Below are 15,207 nucleotides of genomic sequence, written 5' to 3'. Positions count from 1 at the left end.
GCGAAGTGCTTTCGCGGCGGTTTCGCTCTGTTTCGTTTTATTGCGACGGACGATCTATCGCGCCAGCGCGGCCGCCGGGTCCTCGGCCTCCACGACCTCACGCGCCCAGGCTTCGAGCTTGCTGACGTCGGCGCGCAGAACTTCCTGCTTGACGGCCAGGATCTGCGAGGGATGCATCGAGAAGCTGCGCAGGCCGAGCCCAAGCAGCAGGCGCGTGAACATCACGTCCCCGGCCATTTCGCCGCAGACGCTCACGCCCTTGCCTTGGCGGCGGCACTCGGCGATGGTGTCGGCCACCAGCCGAAGCACCGCGGGATGCGCGGGGTCGTAGAGGTGTGCCACCGACTCGTCGGCGCGATCGATCGCCAGCGTGTACTGGATCAGGTCGTTCGTGCCGATCGACAGGAAGTCGAAGTACTTGAGGAAGGTGCGCAGCGTGAGCGCCGCCGCGGGAATCTCGATCATCGCGCCGACCTTCACGTGCCCATAGGCGACGCCACGGTTGTCGAGTTCGGCGCGCGCGAAGTCGATGAGCGACAGCGTCTGCCGGATCTCGCTCACGTGCGCGAGCATGGGGATCAGCAGGTGGATCTCGCCGTGAGCCGCGGCGCGCAGGATGGCGCGCAACTGCGTCAGGAACATCGCCGGATCGGCCAGGCTCCAGCGGATCGCACGCAGGCCGAGCGCGGGGTTCAGGTGGGCGTCGTCGCGCACCGACTTGCCGTCCAGCGGCTTGTCCGCGCCGACGTCGATGGTGCGGATCGTGACCGGCATGCCCTGCATCCCATCGATCGCGCGCCTGTACGCCTCGTACTGCTCGTCCTCGTCGGGCAGCCGCGTCTTGCGCTGCGACTCGCGGCCCATGAAGAGGAATTCGCTGCGGAAGAGTCCCACGCCGACCGCGCCCGCCTTGACGGCGCCGAGCGTGTCTTCGGGCATCTCGATGTTGGCGAGCAGTTCGACGCGCTGGCCGTCGAGCGTGACGGCCGGCTTGTGCCGCAGCCTGGACAGCCGTCCGCGCTCGAGGTCGCCCTGGCGCTGCTTGAAGCCGTACTCGGCGAGGATGATCGGCGACGGATCGACGATCACCACGCCGGTATCGCCATCGATGATGACCCAGTCGTCCTGCCGCACCAACTGGCTCGCGCTGCGCGCGCCGACCACGGCGGGGATGTCCATGCTGCGCGCGACGATGGCGGTGTGCGACGTGCGCCCGCCCACGTCGGTGACGAATCCGGCGAACACGCTCTTCTTGAACTGCAGCATGTCGGCCGGCGAGAGATCGTGCGCGATGAGCACCAGCGGCGCGTCGAAGGCCTCGCCGGCGGTCGGGTCGGCGTGGTCCTCGTCGTGGTGTTCCGCGGCCCGCTTGCGGCGCGGAGGCGGCGGCGCGAGGACCGCGGCCGTGCCCTTCATCCGGTGCAGCAGGCGCTCGACGACCTGCTCGAGGTCGGCCTTGCGCTCGCGCAGGTACTCGTCCTCCATCTCGTCGAACTGGCGCGCGACGATCTCGAGCTGGGTGGTCAGCGCCCATTCCGCGTTGTAGAGGCGCTCGACGATCCAGTGCTTGACACCGGTGGTGAGCACTTCGTCCTGCAGCAGCATCTGGTGCACGTCGAGCAACGCCGAAAGCTCGTGCGGCGCGTCGTTGGGGCCCATCAGGGCAACGCTGGCCTGCAGCTTCTGCAGTTCCTCGGCCACCCCGTCGCGCGCTACCCGCACGCGGTCGATCTCGGTTTCGACCTCTTCGGGCTTGATGAAGTAGTGCGCGACGTCGATCCGGCTCGACACGACGAGCACCGCCCGCCCGATGGCGATGCCACGGGCAACCGGAAGACCGTGAATCGAGAAAGTCATGTCAGTCACCCGCTGCGATCAGAGCGCCCCAATCCCCCCGGCCGCGTAGCAGGCCCGTTCGCAGGCACCCGCGGAACCGGCTCGGCCGGGTCGCCGGGTGCGCCCCCTCGATGGGGGAGGCTGCTACACGAAGTGGACAAGCAACGGGGGTGGGCTTCATCACTCTCCTTCGCCGAATTTGTCGTTCATGAGCGCGACGATCGCGTCGAGCGCCTCCTGCTCGCGCTCGCCGTTGGTCTCGACGTCCACCGTCACGCCGAGGCCGGCGGCCAGCATCATCACACCCATGATGCTCTTGGCATTGACGCGGCGGTCGCCGCGCGCGAGCCAGACTTCGCAGGGATAGCTCCCCGCGAGCTTGGTGAGTTTGGCCGAGGCGCGCGCGTGCAGGCCCAGCTTATTGCTGATGGTCACGGATGTCTTGATCACTGTGCTTTCTTCTTGCCTGGTTCTGGGGAGCGGTGACTGCGACCTGCATGACGCCCGCGGTTCCGCCGGTGAGCGCGCGCTGCACGAGGGTCTCGAGCGGCTCGTTGCGATAGCTGACCGCGCGCAGCAGCATCGGCAGATTGACCCCGGCCACGAGCCGCGAGCGGACGCCGTCGACGAGCTTCTGCGCGACGTTGCAGGGCGTCGCGCCGAACACGTCGGCCAGCACGAGCACCTGCGAGCGCGGCGAGCGCTGAAGCTGCGCCAGGGTGATGCGCGCCGCCGCGAGGGTTTCGTCGGGCGACACATTGGGCAGCACATCGAGCGCTGCGATCGACGACTCGCAATCGGGAAACACATGCAGCGCGCATTGCCGCAACGCATTCGCGAGCGGCATGTGGGCGATGATGAAGATGCTGTTCATGCGGGTCGATCTGCTGCTAGTCGATTATGCGGGGGCATCCACGACAGGGGCCCCGTTCGCATGGCTTGATTTTTCACGCTCATGGGATGTGGAACCCCTCAAAGAACGTCCCTACGGCGTCCGTCGATGACGGCACACCCGAGACGGTCGCCTGGTAGACCGACGCGCCCCCGTCCAGGCGGCGATGGGCGAACCAGAGCACGTGGGTGGCGGCTGCGCCCGCCGCGGGGTCGTTGCCCCCGGTATCGAGGCGGGCCGGCGCGGGCGAGGACGCGGCCCGGGCAAGCACCACCGGCGACTCGACCACCGGCACGTCGCCCAGTTGGCTGCGCGTCGCCGCATGCCAGGCGCGCAGCCAGAGCTCGGCCTGTTCGGCGCTTTGCGCCCGGGCATGGGCGACCGCGAAGATCGCGCCGCCGGCCTTGCATCCGGCCATCTCGACAGGGATCGATTCGGTGCCGAGTGGGAGATCCCGCGTCGCTCGCTCCGGCTTGCAGGGCAGCAGCGCGATCACGCCCGCGTCGCCGACGGGGACTTCGCGCCAATTGAAGGTGGGGCTGCAGGCGGCGAACACGGCCGCAGCTGCGACGAGCGTGGCTCGGCCCATTCGGGAGCGGGTTGACATGGAGCGGTCATTATCGAACCCGCCTGGCCGCCGGGCGGCCTGCCTTCGCGGGCGTTCTGCGTGTTCTGCGCGGCGGAACTAAAATCGCTTCCAGTCATCTCCTTGTTCATCATGAAGAAATTCATCCCCGTTGCCCTTGTGGCAGTTGCCCTGGCTGTCGGCGCGGGCGTCTACCTGAACACCGGCACGTCCGCTGCCCCGGCTTCGACCTTCGTCCTGCTCGACGGCAGCAAGAAGAGCACGGAGGACCTCAAGGGCAAGGTGACGCTGGTCAACTTCTGGGCGACGAGTTGCGTCACCTGCGTCGCGGAGATGCCCAAGGTGATCGCCACGTACGACAAGTACAAGGGCCAGGGCTACGACACGCTCGCCGTCGCGATGAGCTACGACCCGCCGGCGTATGTCGTCAACTTCGCCGAAACGCGCAAACTGCCGTTCAAGGTGGCCATCGACAACACGGGCGCTGTGGCAGAGGCCTGGGGCGATGTGAAGCTCACGCCGACGACCTACGTCGTCAACAAGCGCGGAGAGATCGTCAAGCGCTACGTGGGTGAACCGGACTTCGCCGAGCTCCACAAGCTGATCGAGAAGCTGCTCGCCGAGGCGTGAAGCGGGCCCCGGCCCACTCAGACAAGGCGCTGTTCCATACAGCGCCTTCGTTTTTTCAGCGGTTCCTGAACGTGTCGTGGCAGCTCTTGCACGTCTCGCCCAAGGGCCCCATGGCAGCTTTCAGCGCATCGACACTGCCAGCTTTTGCGGCGACGAGGAGCTTGTCGGCATCGGCCATGAGGCGCTCGCTGAGCTCCTTGAACTTGGCCTGTTCCCTCCAGATCTCGGATTTCGCCTTGCCGCCCTCGGTGCCGGGCGCGAAGCCGGCCCATGGGAGCCTCGAGATCTGCGCCACCACTTCGGCGTTCGCCACTGCCACGGCGGCATCGTAGGGCGCCCGGCCGCTGGCCATGGCGCCGAGGCGGGCCACGTTCTGGCTCTGAATGAACATCGCGCTCTGACGGTACTTGACCGCATCCTCGGCCTTCGCGAACTGGGCCTGGGATGGCGCAGCAAGGGCGGCGCAGGCCATCGCCAGCGCAGACGTGACGAGACGTTTCATGTGAACCCTTCCTGTGGATGCATCGCGAGACACGGTGCCGCGGCAAGGTAAGGGATTTGCCGGCGGCCGAGATTAGAGGGAACCCGCAGGACGGGCCGCCCCCGAACTTTGTTAATCTGCGCTTCCCGCAGCCATGCGCCCACCGCCACCATGACCGCTTCCCTCGAGCCCGCGAGACGCCGCCCCGGGTCGGACAACGCCGGCGCCGTGTCCGTTTCGGTGCGTGTCTGGGATCTGCCCACGCGGCTGTTCCACTGGGCGCTGACGCTCACCGTGGCCTGTCTGCTCGCGACTGGATTCGGCGGGGTGATGGAGTGGCATTTCCGGTTCGGCTATGCGTCGCTCTCGCTGCTGCTGTTCAGGGTGGTCTGGGGATTGATCGGCGGCCGCTGGTCGCGTTTTTCCGCCTTCATCTACGCGCCGCGTGCACTCGTTGCCTACCTCCGGGGCCAGGCCCATCCGGATCATCTGGTCGGACACACACCGCTGGGGGCGCTGTCGGTCTACGCCCTGCTTGTCCTCCTGATCGCTCAGGCGTCGACAGGGCTCGTCGCCGACGACGAGATTTCGGCATCGGGCCCACTGACGCGGTTCGTTCCGGGCGCGGTCGTCAGTCTTGCGAGCGGCTGGCACGTGGGCTTCGGAAAGTGGATCGTGATCGCGCTGGTGAGCGTGCACATCCTGGCCGTGCTGTTCTATGTGCGGGTGAAGCATCAGCAACTGGTGCGGCCGATGCTCGGCGGCGACAAGCGCATTGCTGCCGGAGCCGCTGCTTCGAGCCGCGACGATGCGGCCTCGAGAACGCTCGCGTTGGTGGTCATCGTCATCTGCAGCGGATTCGCCGCCTGGATTGCCTCGCTTCGCCTATGAGTCATTCGACGTCGCGTCCACTGCCCCTGGCGGACATGCCCGAGATCGTGCTGCTCACGCCCGACGAACCGCACGAGTTCGACGCGGCCCGCGCCATCTTCCGTGACTACGCTGCCTCCCTGGGCATCGATCTCGGGTTCCAGCATTTCGAGGAAGAACTGGCGGCCCTCCCTGGCGAGTACGCCGAACCGCGGGGCGCCCTGCTGCTCGCGCTGGTCAGCACCGCGGACACGGCCGTGCCCGTCCAGGCTCAGCCGTTGCGGCGGGCCAATGGCGGCCTTGCTCATGTTGCGGGCTGCTGTGCGCTGCGCCCGCTGGACTCGGCCGACTACCCCAATGCGGCGGAAATGAAGCGCCTGTACGTGCGGCCGGAGTTTCGCGGTGTCGGACTCGGGCGGCAGTTGGCCGAGGCCATCCTGGACGCGGCGCGCGGCGCCGGGTATGCATGCGTGCTGCTCGACACGCTCGACGACATGGAATCGGCGCGGGCACTCTACGAAGACCTGGGTTTCGCCGAAGTGCCCCCCTACTATCACAACCCGATTGCCGGGTCGCATTACCTCAAGGTGGAGCTTTAGCCTCCCCCAGCCTTGGAGCTTTGGCTCTCCCCCAGCCTCGCTCACTTCGTGTGCTCGGACACCCCCTTCCGGGGGCAACGCCAGCGGACCGGCGAAGCCGGTTCCGCGGCGTTTCCCGCGAACGCAGGATCAGACTCAGCCCTTTGCTTGGGCGAGGAGGGTGTCGGCCCCGCTGACCTCGAACTTGCCGGGGGCCTCGACGTTCAGCGAAGCGACCTTGCCATCCTTCACCAGCATCGAATAGCGATTGCTGCGCACACCCATGCCACGTGCAGTGAGATCGAGGGTGAGGCCCGTCGCGTTGGCGAACACGCCGCTGCCGTCGGCCAGCATGCGGACCTTTCCGGCAGTCTTCTGGTCGCGAGCCCACGCGCCCATGACGAAGGCATCGTTGACGCTGACGCACCAGATTTCGTCCACGCCCGCGGCCTTGAAATCGTCGAAGTGCTGGACGTACCCAGGCACATGCTTGGCGGAGCAGGTGGGCGTGAAAGCGCCCGGAAGCGCGAACAACGCGATTGTCTTGCCGGCCGTCGCCTTGGTCACGTCCACGGGGTTCGGGCCGATGCTGCAGCCCTCGCCTTCCACCTCCGAGTACTCCTGCAGCGTTGCGGAAGGTAGCGTGTCGCCAACTTTGATCATGTGAAGTGCTCCTGTAAAAGAAAAACGGCCCACATTGTGGGCCGCTTTTGCGTTGGCTGCTTCGCCGGGATCAGACCAGAGCGGCCTTTTCGACAAGGCGGGTCACAACCCAGTTCTTCGTCTTCGAGATCGGACGGCTTTCCGTGATCTCGATGATGTCGCCGAGCTTGTACTCGCCCTTTTCGTCATGGGCGTGGTACTTGCTCGTCTTGGCGACGATCTTGCCGTAGAGCTCGTGCTTCACGCGACGCTCGACCAGAACGGTCACGGTCTTCGCGCGCTTGTCGCTGACCACCTTGCCGATCAAGGTGCGCTTGAGGGACTTTTTAGCTTCCGTCATGGTCACTCCTTACTTGGCGGCTTCTTGCTGCTTCTGAGCAAGAATGGTCTTCGCACGTGCGATGTCACGACGGGTGACGCGCAGCGTGGCGGTGTTCGACAGCTGTTGCGTGGCCTTCTGCATGCGCAGGCCGAAATGGGCCTTCTGCAGATCCTTGATTTCGGCTTGCAGGCCGGCAACGTCCTTGTTGCGCAGCTCGGCAGCCTTCGACGTCTTGGCGGTTGCCGCGGCGTCCTTCTTCTTACGTGTTGCCATGGTGTTCTCCTCGATCAGGCGCCGAGCTGGCGTGCGACGAAGGTCGTGCGCAGCGGGAGCTTGGCAGCGGCCAGACGGAAGGCCTCGCGAGCGAGTTCTTCGGGAACGCCGACGATCTCGTAGATCACCTTGCCGGGCTGGATTTCGGCGACGTAGTACTCGGGGTTGCCCTTGCCGTTACCCATCCGCACTTCTGCGGGCTTGTGGGAGATCGGCTTGTCGGGGAACACACGAATCCAGATACGGCCACCGCGCTTGACGTGACGCGAGATCGCGCGACGTGCGGCTTCGATCTGGCGGGCCGTCAGGCGGCCGCGGTCGATCGACTTGAGGCCGAAGTCACCGAACGACACCGCGTTGCCGCGCGTCGCGATGCCGGTGTTGCGGCCCTTTTGTTCCTTGCGGAACTTTCTGCGTGCAGGTTGCAGCATGTTTGTTACTCCGTAGTTCTAAGACCGATCACTCGGTCTTGGCACCGTCCGCTGCTGCAGCGGGCGCGGCTTTGCGGACGCGCTTAACGGCGGGTTTCGAGTCTGCACCGGTCGCTTCTGCGGGCTTGTCGCTGCCGTCGGCCGGAGCGGTGTTGCCACCGATGGGGCCACGGGCACCGGCGCGGGGGCCACGGCGGTCGGAGCCGGGACGGTCGCCACCGGGGCGGCCATCACGACGCGGGCCACGCGGGCGACGCTCTTCTTCGGGACGCGGCGTTTCGACGGCCGGCAGGTCGTTGCGACCCAGCGTGTCGCCCTTGTAGACCCAGACCTTGACGCCGATGACGCCGTAGGTGGTCTTGGCTTCCGAGGTGCCGTAGTCGATGTCGGCGCGCAGCGTGTGAAGCGGCACGCGACCTTCGCGATACCACTCGGTACGGGCGATTTCGATGCCGTTCAGACGACCGGCCGACATGATCTTGATGCCCTGGGCACCCAGACGCATGGCGTTCTGCATCGCACGCTTCATCGCGCGGCGGAACATGATCCGCTTCTCGAGCTGCTGCGTGATGCTGTCGGCGATCAGTTGCGCATCGATCTCGGGCTTGCGCACTTCTTCGATGTTCACCGCAACCGGCACGCCGAGCTGCTTGCCCAGTTCGCGCTTGAGGTTCTCGATGTCCTCGCCCTTCTTGCCGATCACGACGCCCGGACGTGCCGAGTAGATCGTGATGCGTGCGTTCTTGGCGGGGCGCTCGATCAGCACGCGCGAAACGGACGCGTTCTTGAGCTTCTTCTTCAGGTACTCGCGCACCTTGATGTCTTCGGCCAGCATGCCGGCGAAGTCGCGGTTGCTTGCGTACCAGCGGCTGGACCAGTTACGGCTGACCGCAAGGCGGAAGCCGGTTGGGTGGATTTTCTGTCCCATAGTTCTGCCAGCCTGTTAGTTGCCAACCGTCACGTACACATGGCACGTGGGCTTGCTGATGCGATTGCCGCGACCCTTGGCGCGCGCGGTGAAGCGCTTGAGCGTGGCACCTTGCTCGACGTAGATGGTCTTGACCTTCAGTTCGTCGATGTCGGCACCGTCGTTGTGCTCGGCGTTGGCGATGGCCGACTCGAGCACCTTCTTGACGATCACAGCGGCCTTCTTCTGCGTGAACTGCAGGATGTTGAGCGCTTGATCGACCTTCTTGCCGCGGATCAGGTCGGCGACCAGACGGCCCTTATCGACCGAGAGGCGGACGCCGCGGAGGACTGCACGTGTTTCAGACATGGTCGTTCCTTACTTCTTCTGGACTTTCTTGTCCGCGGGGTGGCCCTTGAACGTGCGCGTGAGCGCAAATTCGCCGAGCTTGTGGCCGACCATCTGGTCGGTGATGTACACGGGCACGTGCTGCTTGCCGTTGTGCACGGCAATGGTCAGGCCGATGAACTCGGGCAGGACCATCGAGCGACGCGACCAGGTCTTGATCGGCTTCTTGTCCTTGGTCGTCACGGCCTTGTCGGCCTTGGCCACGAGGTGGTGGTCGACGAACGGACCCTTCTTGAGAGAGCGAGTCATTTGCTATCCCTTACTTCTTGCGACGCGACACGATGAAGACCTGCGTGCGCTTGTTGTTACGGGTGCGATAACCCTTGGTCAGGTTGCCCCACGGGTCGACAGGGTGACGGCCTTCGCCGGTCTTGCCTTCGCCACCACCGTGCGGGTGGTCGACCGGGTTCATCACCACGCCGCGAACGGTCGGGCGGATACCCATCCAGCGCTTCACACCGGCCTTGCCGAGCTGGCGCAGGCTGTGCTCTTCGTTGGCAACTTCACCGATGGTCGCGCGGCACTCGACGTGCACGCGGCGAACTTCGCCCGAACGCATGCGGACCTGGGCGTAGACGCCTTCGCGGGCCAGCAGCGTGGCCGAGGTGCCGGCCGAGCGGGCGATCTGCGCACCCTTGCCGGGCTGCAGTTCGATGCAGTGGATCGTCGAACCCACGGGAATGTTGCGGATCGGCAGCGTGTTGCCGGCGCGGATCGGGGCTTCCGAACCGCTCAGCAGCGTTGCACCGGCTTCCAGACCGCGCGGGGCGATGATGTAGCGGCGCTCGCCGTCGGCATAGCACACGAGCGCGATGTGGGCGGTGCGGTTCGGGTCGTACTCGATACGTTCGACCTTGGCCGGGATGCCGTCCTTGTTGCGCACGAAGTCCACCACGCGGTAGTGGTGCTTGTGGCCACCGCCCTTGTGACGGGTCGTGATGTGACCGTTGTTGTTGCGGCCGGCCTTCTGGAATTGCGATTCCAGCAGCGGCGCGTGCGGTGCACCCTTGTACAGGTGGTCGCGCGAAATCTTCACTGCGCCGCGTTGGCCCGGCGAAGTGGGTTTCTGCTTGATGACGGCCATGATTAAGCGCCTTCCCCGACGAGGTTGAGCTCTTGACCGGCCTTCAGCGTCACGTAGGCCTTGCGAACGTTGTCGCGGCGACCGACCGACTTGCCGAAGCGCTTGGTCTTGCCCTTGGTGTTGAGCACCGACACGCCTTGAACTTCGACCTTGAACATCAGTTCGACAGCCGCCTTGATCTCAGGCTTGGTGGCGTCCTGCAGCACCTTAAAGGTGACTGCGTTCGACTTCTCGCCGACCATCGTGGCCTTTTCGGACACGATCGGGGCGACCAGCACGTTCATCAGGCGACCTTCGTCGAACTGACGCTGTGCGGGGGTAGGGTTCATGCGGCTCATGCGAACATCTCCTTGAGCTTGTCGACGGCACCCTTGGTGACCAGCACCTTCTTGTAGTGGACCAGCGAAACCGGATCGGCGTAACGCGGCTCGACCACGAGCACGTTCACCAGGTTGCGCGATGCCAGGTACAGGTTTTCGTCGACTTCCTCGGCGATCACGAGCACGGACTCGAGATTCATCGCCTTGAACTTGGCGGCCAGCGCCTTGGTCTTGGGCGAGTCGACCTTGATCGAATCGACCACCGCCAGACGGCCTTCGCGAGCGAGCTGCGAGAAGATGGAGGCCATGCCGGCGCGGTACATCTTCTTGTTGATCTTCTGCGTGAAGTTTTCGTCAGGCATGTTCGGGAAGATGCGGCCGCCCCCACGCCACAGCGGCGAGGAAGTCATACCGGCACGGGCGCGGCCCGTTCCCTTTTGCTTGAAAGGCTTCTTGGTCGAGTGCTTGACCTGCTCGCGGTCCTTCTGGGCGCGCGTGCCTTGGCGTGCATTGGCCTGGTAGGCGACAACGATCTGGTGAACCAGGTCTTCGTTGAAGTCACGGCCGAACACGGTTTCCGGCGCGTCGAACTTCGACGCCGCCTGGCCTTGTTCGTTCAGGAGTTCGAGTTCCATTACTTCGCTCCTTCAGCGGCTTGCGGCTTGGCCTTGATGGCCGGACGCACGGTGACAAAGCCACCCTTCGAGCCCGGAATCGCACCCTTGATCAGGAGCAACTGACGCGCTTCGTCGATACGGATCACATCGAGGTTCTGGGTGGTGACGGTGACGTCGCCCAGGTGACCCGTCATGCGCTTGCCGGGGAACACGCGGCCGGGATCCTGCGCCATGCCGATGGAGCCAGGAACGTTGTGCGAACGGCTGTTACCGTGCGAGGCGCGCTGCGAACCCATGTTGTGGCGCTTGATCGTGCCGGCGTAGCCCTTGCCGATCGAGGTACCCTGCACGTCGACCTTCTGGCCCACGGCGAAGACGCTGCCGACGGCAATCGCGCCACCCGCCTTGTGCTGGGCGGCGGCGTCTGCGGTCACGCGGAATTCCCGGATGATTTCGCCAGCTTCAACGCCCGCCTTGGCGAGGTGACCGGCTTCGGGCTTGGTCACGCGCGATGCCTTGCGCGAACCGAACGTCACTTGCAGTGCGACGTAGCCATCGTTCTCTTGGGACTTGATCTGGGTCACGCGGTTGTTGGACACATCCACCACCGTGACAGGAACTGCGTCCCCGTCATCGGTGAAGAGACGCATCATCCCCACCTTGCGGCCCAGCAACCCGAGGGAGTTGCTCAGACTCATTGGTTTTCTCCAAAACTTCCGCCGCTGCCACTTCAATTGGCGACAGCGTTTGGTGTGCGAAAGAAGGTTGATAAAGCTCTGCACAACCGCGCTACCGGCAGGGGCCAATAGACGCATTTTGGGCAGAGCCGGCGATTATAGCCCGGGCCGTTAGTTGCCGCAACTGGGCAGCGGGCCGCGCAGAAAGCCGCCCTACTTGACCTGCATGGAGCGAATCTTTTCGCCGTCGGGCCCCTGCTTGAGGCCCTGCGCCTCCGGCAGTCCGGACGGCGCCTTGCCGACCTGGACCGGAATGGAGATCGCGCTCACGGCCCCGTACTGCGCCGTGAACACGTGAAGGTATGCCGTGCCCGCGGCCGACGGCGTGACCTCGATCGTGAGGGTGGTTGCAGCGCCGGCCGGCAGCGTTCGGGATTCGGCCGCGCTGCCCAGGCTGAGTCCGCCCTCGGTCTGCAAGCGCAGTGAGGCCCCGGCCGGATCGGTCACGCCATCGAAGCTCAGCACCACGGGGATCGCGGCGCCGGCCCGCGGAGTGCCGTCGATGCGGTAGCGGACGGTCACGCCGGAGCCATTGCCCTTCATCGGTGCAGTTTTCATGCCCGCCACGCCAGCGGCGCGCGGGTCAGGCCGTGCGGCGTCGGCAGCGGCTTGCGGCGGCGTGGCGAGGGCGAGCATCAGCCATGCCGCTGCGCCCACGCGGGCGATCGAGCCGATCATTGGATGGAGACGTTGAAGCATGTCGAGGCCGAGGAATTGTTGAAGTCGTTGATCACCAGAACGCTTTCGCCGGCGGGCAGGTCGACCGCGGCGGATTCGGTCGTGGCGACGGCGTCGGACGCAGCGATCTGTCCGCCATGGAAGACCGCGAAATCCGGATCGCTACCGGCGGGCCCGGACACGGAGATCGTGCGGGTGCCCGCCGACGGCACCGTGAAGCGCAGGTAGGCGTAGCTTCCGAGCTTGTTGTCGGCACCGGCCGCGTTGCTCACGCAGGCCTGGGTGGTCGCCCCCGGCGTGGCCGCACGGTACATCGGCAGTGCGGTCGACACATTGCCGCCATTCGTTTCCGACACGCCGAACGGGTCGGCCGAGGCCGCGCTGATCGCCTGGCCGCTCAGCAGCGCGTTGAGGTTCGAGGCGGCCCCGGGTGCCACCGCATAGAACGCGGCCGCGAACGGGTGAATTTCTGTCACCGCGATGCCGCTCTTGAAGGCGCTGTTGGTCAGCGTGTCGTGGATCGCCTTGAAGCCGATCTGGCTGTTCAGGTTCCATAAGATGGAATGGATCGAGGCCTCACGGTACCACCCCGGGTCCGTGGGGTAGCCGATCGCCAGATTCACGTTCGAGCCCGAAGCCTGTCCCGTCAGGACCGAATCGGTGTAGTTGCTGCGCCCGAGCGCGATGCCCGACCAGGCGTTGCCCCAGCCTTCGGAGAAAGCCACGCGGCGGTCGAGCTTGTCCGTCATCGAATGGCTGCCGCCCGGCGAATCGTCGCGACTGAAGGCCGATTGGTAGTAATGGCCCCATTCGTGCGCGATGACGGATGCGTCGTACTCATCGGTGTCGACGTTCTCCTTGCCCAGCACGTAGATGGCGCGTGCGGCTGTGCCGTTGCTGAAGAAGGTCGTTCCGATCTGGCCGATGGCCGGATTGTTGCCGCCCGGCACATTGTTGACGCTCCAGAAGACGCGCAATGCCGGGAATGCCGTGGCGGGCGCCACCGACAGCACCTTGGCTTGCGCCGCATAGACGACGTCGAGCAGCGCAAAAGGCCCCGCCACGCGCGCACTGGTATAGGAGGAACCACCCCAGCCGGACGGCGCGTGAATATCGCGCTGGAGCGTGGCATTGAATCCCGACGAGAAGGCCGGCGTCTCCATGGCGTAGATCGCATCGGACTGGGTGTTGTCTCGCACGGAGACATCCCAACTCGGCCCCGAGCCGCCCTGCGTCATCTGCGCGCGGACGCGCACGATCACCGAGGTATTGGCCGGCACGGTCACGGAGTAGGCGCCATTGGCATCGGTGCTCGTCGAGGCCAGGACCGCGGAGGCGCTGTTCACGACCTCCACCGCGGCGCCGCGGACCGGCTTGGAGCTCACGGCCGCATAGTTCAGCGGCCCGCTGTCATTGGGAATCGAATCGAAGGTTGCCGTGCCGCTCAGCGTGACGGAACTGACCGCTGCCGGCAGGAATACAGCACCGCCGCCACCACCACCCCCGCCGCCGCACCCGGCGAGAAGCGACACCAGGGCCCACACCGCGAACCCTTGCCAATACGATCTGCAATTCATACCCTGACCACCTCGTGCCGCATCCAGAGCATTCAGGCGCGAACGCTCTTCACGATTTCTAGGATGCCACATTCGGCGCCCAAAAGAGAAAGCCCGCACGCATTTCTGCGTGCGGGCTTACACAGCGGTAGGAATGCGCTTACTGCAGCTTGATCTCGACGTCCACGCCGGCCGGCAGGTCGAGCTTCATGAGCGCGTCCACCGTCTTGTCCGTCGGGTCGACGATGTCCATCAGGCGTTGATGCGTGCGGATCTCGAACTGATCGCGGCTCGTCTTGTTGACGTGCGGCGAACGCAAGATGTCGAAGCGCTTCATGCGGGTCGGCAGCGGCACCGGACCCTTGACGATGGCGCCGGTACGCTTGGCGGTGTCCACGATCTCGGCAGCCGATTGGTCGATCAGCTTGTAGTCGAACGCCTTGAGGCGGATGCGGATTTTTTGCTTGGTGGCCATGTTGATTCCTTCCTAGCGAACGTTCGAATCAGATGTCGAGGATCTTGGCGACGACGCCCGAACCCACGGTGCGGCCGCCTTCGCGGATCGCGAAGCGCAGACCTTCTTCCATGGCGATCGGAGCAATCAGCTTGACCGTGATCGACACGTTGTCGCCGGGCATGACCATTTCCTTGTCCTTGGGCAGCTCGATCGAGCCGGTCACGTCGGTCGTGCGGAAGTAGAACTGCGGGCGATAGTTGTTGAAGAACGGCGTGTGACGGCCACCTTCGTCCTTGCTCAGCACATACACCTCGGCGGTGAAGTGCGTGTGCGGCTTGATCGAGCCGGGCTTGCACAGCACCTGGCCGCGCTCGACTTCTTCGCGCTTCGTGCCGCGCAGCAGCACGCCCACGTTGTCGCCCGCCTGGCCCTGGTCCAGCAGCTTGCGGAACATTTCCACGCCCGTGCAGGTGGTCTTCTGGGTCGCACGGATACCGACGATCTCGATTTCATCGCCGACCTTGATGATGCCGCGCTCGACAGCGCCGGTCACCACGGTGCCGCGGCCGGAGATCGAGAACACGTCTTCCACGGGCATCAGGAACGTGCCGTCCACCGCGCGCTCGGGCGTGGGGATGTAGGTGTCCAGCGCCTCGGCCAGCTTCATGATCGAGCCTTCGCCGAGCTCGCCCTTGTCGCCTTCCAGGGCCAGCTTGGCCGAGCCGTGGATGATCGGGGTGGCGTCGCCAGGGAACTCGTACTTGTCGAGGAGTTCGCGGACTTCCATTTCCACCAGCTCGAGCAGCTCCTTGTCGTCCACCATGTCGCACTTGTTCAGGTAGACGATGATGTAGCCCACGCCCACCTGGCGAGCCAGCAGG

The 15,207-nt window shown here is 65.2% G+C and carries 23 protein-coding genes; 3 read left to right on the top strand and 20 right to left on the bottom strand.

Annotated features, from left to right (window positions below; all coding sequences use genetic code 11):
* Positions 1 to 54: 54 nt before the first annotated feature.
* The 4 genes from ptsP to WKW77_RS10205 form a co-directional block, all read right to left on the bottom strand.
* Positions 55 to 1,857: a phosphoenolpyruvate--protein phosphotransferase gene (gene ptsP / locus WKW77_RS10220; protein WP_340356739.1), complete on the bottom strand. Its 1,803-nt coding sequence runs from the start codon at positions 1,855 to 1,857 to the stop codon at positions 55 to 57.
* A 159-nt stretch (positions 1,858 to 2,016) separates the two neighbouring features.
* Positions 2,017 to 2,286, bottom strand: coding sequence for an HPr family phosphocarrier protein (locus WKW77_RS10215; RefSeq protein ID WP_093162213.1), 270 nt, complete (start codon positions 2,284 to 2,286; stop codon positions 2,017 to 2,019).
* Positions 2,255 to 2,710 (bottom strand): PTS sugar transporter subunit IIA, encoded by a 456-nt coding sequence (locus tag WKW77_RS10210; protein ID WP_340356738.1) that lies wholly within the window; start codon positions 2,708 to 2,710, stop codon positions 2,255 to 2,257. Before WKW77_RS10210 ends, WKW77_RS10215 begins: the two co-directional genes overlap by 32 nt.
* Positions 2,711 to 2,789: 79 nt before the next feature.
* Positions 2,790 to 3,335 carry a hypothetical protein gene (locus WKW77_RS10205; protein ID WP_340356737.1) on the bottom strand — a complete coding sequence of 182 codons (546 nt, stop codon included), beginning with the start codon at positions 3,333 to 3,335 and terminating at the stop codon, positions 2,790 to 2,792.
* Between the two features lie 111 nt (positions 3,336 to 3,446).
* On the opposite strand from WKW77_RS10205, the gene WKW77_RS10200 reads away from it, so the two are divergent.
* The gene (locus tag WKW77_RS10200; RefSeq protein ID WP_340356736.1) at positions 3,447 to 3,944 is read left to right on the top strand and encodes a TlpA disulfide reductase family protein; all 498 of its coding nucleotides are present in this window, start codon (positions 3,447 to 3,449) and stop codon (positions 3,942 to 3,944) included.
* Positions 3,945 to 3,999: 55 nt separating this feature from the next.
* Here the strand turns inward: WKW77_RS10200 and WKW77_RS10195 are convergent, their stop codons facing one another.
* Complete coding sequence (locus WKW77_RS10195; protein ID WP_340356735.1) at positions 4,000 to 4,446, bottom strand: c-type cytochrome; 447 nt, start codon at positions 4,444 to 4,446, stop codon at positions 4,000 to 4,002.
* 150 nt (positions 4,447 to 4,596) lie between these two features.
* On the opposite strand from WKW77_RS10195, the gene WKW77_RS10190 reads away from it, so the two are divergent.
* Together WKW77_RS10190 and WKW77_RS10185 are read left to right on the top strand one after the other, a co-directional pair.
* Positions 4,597 to 5,316, top strand: a complete 720-nt coding sequence (locus WKW77_RS10190; protein WP_340356734.1) for a cytochrome b/b6 domain-containing protein — start codon at positions 4,597 to 4,599, stop codon at positions 5,314 to 5,316.
* On the top strand, positions 5,313 to 5,894 hold the full coding sequence (locus tag WKW77_RS10185) for a GNAT family N-acetyltransferase (RefSeq protein ID WP_340356733.1): 582 nt from the start codon (positions 5,313 to 5,315) through the stop codon (positions 5,892 to 5,894). Before WKW77_RS10190 ends, WKW77_RS10185 begins: the two co-directional genes overlap by 4 nt.
* Positions 5,895 to 6,029: 135 nt before the next feature.
* On the opposite strand, the gene WKW77_RS10180 is transcribed toward WKW77_RS10185, so the two are convergent.
* From WKW77_RS10180 to WKW77_RS10110, 15 genes are all read right to left on the bottom strand, one after another.
* Positions 6,030 to 6,536, bottom strand: coding sequence for a peroxiredoxin (locus WKW77_RS10180; RefSeq protein WP_340356732.1), 507 nt, complete (start codon positions 6,534 to 6,536; stop codon positions 6,030 to 6,032).
* 70 nt (positions 6,537 to 6,606) lie between these two features.
* Positions 6,607 to 6,876: a 30S ribosomal protein S17 gene (gene rpsQ, locus WKW77_RS10175; protein ID WP_093162201.1), complete on the bottom strand. Its 270-nt coding sequence runs from the start codon at positions 6,874 to 6,876 to the stop codon at positions 6,607 to 6,609.
* Positions 6,877 to 6,885: 9 nt separating this feature from the next.
* Positions 6,886 to 7,131 carry a 50S ribosomal protein L29 gene (gene rpmC / locus WKW77_RS10170; RefSeq protein ID WP_184530399.1) on the bottom strand — a complete coding sequence of 82 codons (246 nt, stop codon included), beginning with the start codon at positions 7,129 to 7,131 and terminating at the stop codon, positions 6,886 to 6,888.
* A gap of 14 nt (positions 7,132 to 7,145) precedes the next feature.
* On the bottom strand, positions 7,146 to 7,562 hold the full coding sequence (rplP, locus tag WKW77_RS10165) for a 50S ribosomal protein L16 (protein ID WP_028250943.1): 417 nt from the start codon (positions 7,560 to 7,562) through the stop codon (positions 7,146 to 7,148).
* 28 nt (positions 7,563 to 7,590) lie between these two features.
* Complete coding sequence (gene rpsC / locus WKW77_RS10160; RefSeq protein ID WP_340356731.1) at positions 7,591 to 8,490, bottom strand: 30S ribosomal protein S3; 900 nt, start codon at positions 8,488 to 8,490, stop codon at positions 7,591 to 7,593.
* A gap of 15 nt (positions 8,491 to 8,505) precedes the next feature.
* Positions 8,506 to 8,838 (bottom strand): 50S ribosomal protein L22, encoded by a 333-nt coding sequence (gene rplV, locus WKW77_RS10155; RefSeq protein WP_019657678.1) that lies wholly within the window; start codon positions 8,836 to 8,838, stop codon positions 8,506 to 8,508.
* Between the two features lie 9 nt (positions 8,839 to 8,847).
* The gene (gene rpsS / locus WKW77_RS10150; protein ID WP_007838132.1) at positions 8,848 to 9,126 is read right to left on the bottom strand and encodes a 30S ribosomal protein S19; all 279 of its coding nucleotides are present in this window, start codon (positions 9,124 to 9,126) and stop codon (positions 8,848 to 8,850) included.
* Positions 9,127 to 9,136: 10 nt separating this feature from the next.
* Positions 9,137 to 9,961, bottom strand: coding sequence for a 50S ribosomal protein L2 (gene rplB / locus WKW77_RS10145; protein ID WP_093162196.1), 825 nt, complete (start codon positions 9,959 to 9,961; stop codon positions 9,137 to 9,139).
* A gap of 2 nt (positions 9,962 to 9,963) precedes the next feature.
* The gene (gene rplW / locus WKW77_RS10140; protein ID WP_093162195.1) at positions 9,964 to 10,299 is read right to left on the bottom strand and encodes a 50S ribosomal protein L23; all 336 of its coding nucleotides are present in this window, start codon (positions 10,297 to 10,299) and stop codon (positions 9,964 to 9,966) included.
* The gene (rplD, locus tag WKW77_RS10135; RefSeq protein ID WP_340356730.1) at positions 10,296 to 10,916 is read right to left on the bottom strand and encodes a 50S ribosomal protein L4; all 621 of its coding nucleotides are present in this window, start codon (positions 10,914 to 10,916) and stop codon (positions 10,296 to 10,298) included. The genes rplW and rplD overlap by 4 nt, the downstream gene beginning before the upstream one ends.
* Entirely contained in the window at positions 10,916 to 11,596 is a 681-nt protein-coding gene (gene rplC / locus WKW77_RS10130; RefSeq protein ID WP_088954963.1) for a 50S ribosomal protein L3, read from the bottom strand. Before rplC ends, rplD begins: the two co-directional genes overlap by 1 nt.
* Before the next feature lie 192 nt (positions 11,597 to 11,788).
* Positions 11,789 to 12,334, bottom strand: coding sequence for a hypothetical protein (locus WKW77_RS10125; RefSeq protein ID WP_340356729.1), 546 nt, complete (start codon positions 12,332 to 12,334; stop codon positions 11,789 to 11,791).
* The gene (locus WKW77_RS10120; RefSeq protein ID WP_340356728.1) at positions 12,310 to 13,890 is read right to left on the bottom strand and encodes a carboxypeptidase-like regulatory domain-containing protein; all 1,581 of its coding nucleotides are present in this window, start codon (positions 13,888 to 13,890) and stop codon (positions 12,310 to 12,312) included. Before WKW77_RS10120 ends, WKW77_RS10125 begins: the two co-directional genes overlap by 25 nt.
* A gap of 139 nt (positions 13,891 to 14,029) precedes the next feature.
* Positions 14,030 to 14,344, bottom strand: a complete 315-nt coding sequence (rpsJ, locus tag WKW77_RS10115) for a 30S ribosomal protein S10 (RefSeq protein ID WP_028250951.1) — start codon at positions 14,342 to 14,344, stop codon at positions 14,030 to 14,032.
* Between the two features lie 28 nt (positions 14,345 to 14,372).
* The coding region (locus WKW77_RS10110) for an elongation factor Tu (RefSeq protein WP_340356727.1) at positions 14,373 to 15,207 on the bottom strand (835 nt) is incomplete at its 5' end.

This window comes from Variovorax ureilyticus (genome assembly GCF_037889935.1).
Taxonomy (GTDB): Bacteria; Pseudomonadota; Gammaproteobacteria; order Burkholderiales; family Burkholderiaceae_C; genus Variovorax; species Variovorax ureilyticus.
This window is presented reverse-complemented; position numbering and strand designations above follow the sequence as displayed.

What these genes read in the sequence shown, in the direction of transcription:
- ptsP (WP_340356739.1), bottom strand. Translation starts at nt 1,857, where the DNA reads ATGACTTTCTCGATTCACGGTCTTCCGGTTGCCCGTGGCATCGCCATC.
- WKW77_RS10210 (WP_340356738.1), bottom strand. Translation starts at nt 2,710, where the DNA reads ATGAACAGCATCTTCATCATCGCCCACATGCCGCTCGCGAATGCGTTG.
- WKW77_RS10205 (WP_340356737.1), bottom strand. Translation starts at nt 3,335, where the DNA reads ATGTCAACCCGCTCCCGAATGGGCCGAGCCACGCTCGTCGCAGCTGCG.
- WKW77_RS10200 (WP_340356736.1), top strand. Translation starts at nt 3,447, where the DNA reads ATGAAGAAATTCATCCCCGTTGCCCTTGTGGCAGTTGCCCTGGCTGTC.
- WKW77_RS10195 (WP_340356735.1), bottom strand. Translation starts at nt 4,446, where the DNA reads ATGAAACGTCTCGTCACGTCTGCGCTGGCGATGGCCTGCGCCGCCCTT.
- WKW77_RS10190 (WP_340356734.1), top strand. Translation starts at nt 4,597, where the DNA reads ATGACCGCTTCCCTCGAGCCCGCGAGACGCCGCCCCGGGTCGGACAAC.
- WKW77_RS10185 (WP_340356733.1), top strand. Translation starts at nt 5,313, where the DNA reads ATGAGTCATTCGACGTCGCGTCCACTGCCCCTGGCGGACATGCCCGAG.
- WKW77_RS10180 (WP_340356732.1), bottom strand. Translation starts at nt 6,536, where the DNA reads ATGATCAAAGTTGGCGACACGCTACCTTCCGCAACGCTGCAGGAGTAC.
- rpsQ (WP_093162201.1), bottom strand. Translation starts at nt 6,876, where the DNA reads ATGACGGAAGCTAAAAAGTCCCTCAAGCGCACCTTGATCGGCAAGGTG.
- rpmC (WP_184530399.1), bottom strand. Translation starts at nt 7,131, where the DNA reads ATGGCAACACGTAAGAAGAAGGACGCCGCGGCAACCGCCAAGACGTCG.
- rplP (WP_028250943.1), bottom strand. Translation starts at nt 7,562, where the DNA reads ATGCTGCAACCTGCACGCAGAAAGTTCCGCAAGGAACAAAAGGGCCGC.
- rpsC (WP_340356731.1), bottom strand. Translation starts at nt 8,490, where the DNA reads ATGGGACAGAAAATCCACCCAACCGGCTTCCGCCTTGCGGTCAGCCGT.
- rplV (WP_019657678.1), bottom strand. Translation starts at nt 8,838, where the DNA reads ATGTCTGAAACACGTGCAGTCCTCCGCGGCGTCCGCCTCTCGGTCGAT.
- rpsS (WP_007838132.1), bottom strand. Translation starts at nt 9,126, where the DNA reads ATGACTCGCTCTCTCAAGAAGGGTCCGTTCGTCGACCACCACCTCGTG.
- rplB (WP_093162196.1), bottom strand. Translation starts at nt 9,961, where the DNA reads ATGGCCGTCATCAAGCAGAAACCCACTTCGCCGGGCCAACGCGGCGCA.
- rplW (WP_093162195.1), bottom strand. Translation starts at nt 10,299, where the DNA reads ATGAGCCGCATGAACCCTACCCCCGCACAGCGTCAGTTCGACGAAGGT.
- rplD (WP_340356730.1), bottom strand. Translation starts at nt 10,916, where the DNA reads ATGGAACTCGAACTCCTGAACGAACAAGGCCAGGCGGCGTCGAAGTTC.
- rplC (WP_088954963.1), bottom strand. Translation starts at nt 11,596, where the DNA reads ATGAGTCTGAGCAACTCCCTCGGGTTGCTGGGCCGCAAGGTGGGGATG.
- WKW77_RS10125 (WP_340356729.1), bottom strand. Translation starts at nt 12,334, where the DNA reads ATGCTTCAACGTCTCCATCCAATGATCGGCTCGATCGCCCGCGTGGGC.
- WKW77_RS10120 (WP_340356728.1), bottom strand. Translation starts at nt 13,890, where the DNA reads ATGAATTGCAGATCGTATTGGCAAGGGTTCGCGGTGTGGGCCCTGGTG.
- rpsJ (WP_028250951.1), bottom strand. Translation starts at nt 14,344, where the DNA reads ATGGCCACCAAGCAAAAAATCCGCATCCGCCTCAAGGCGTTCGACTAC.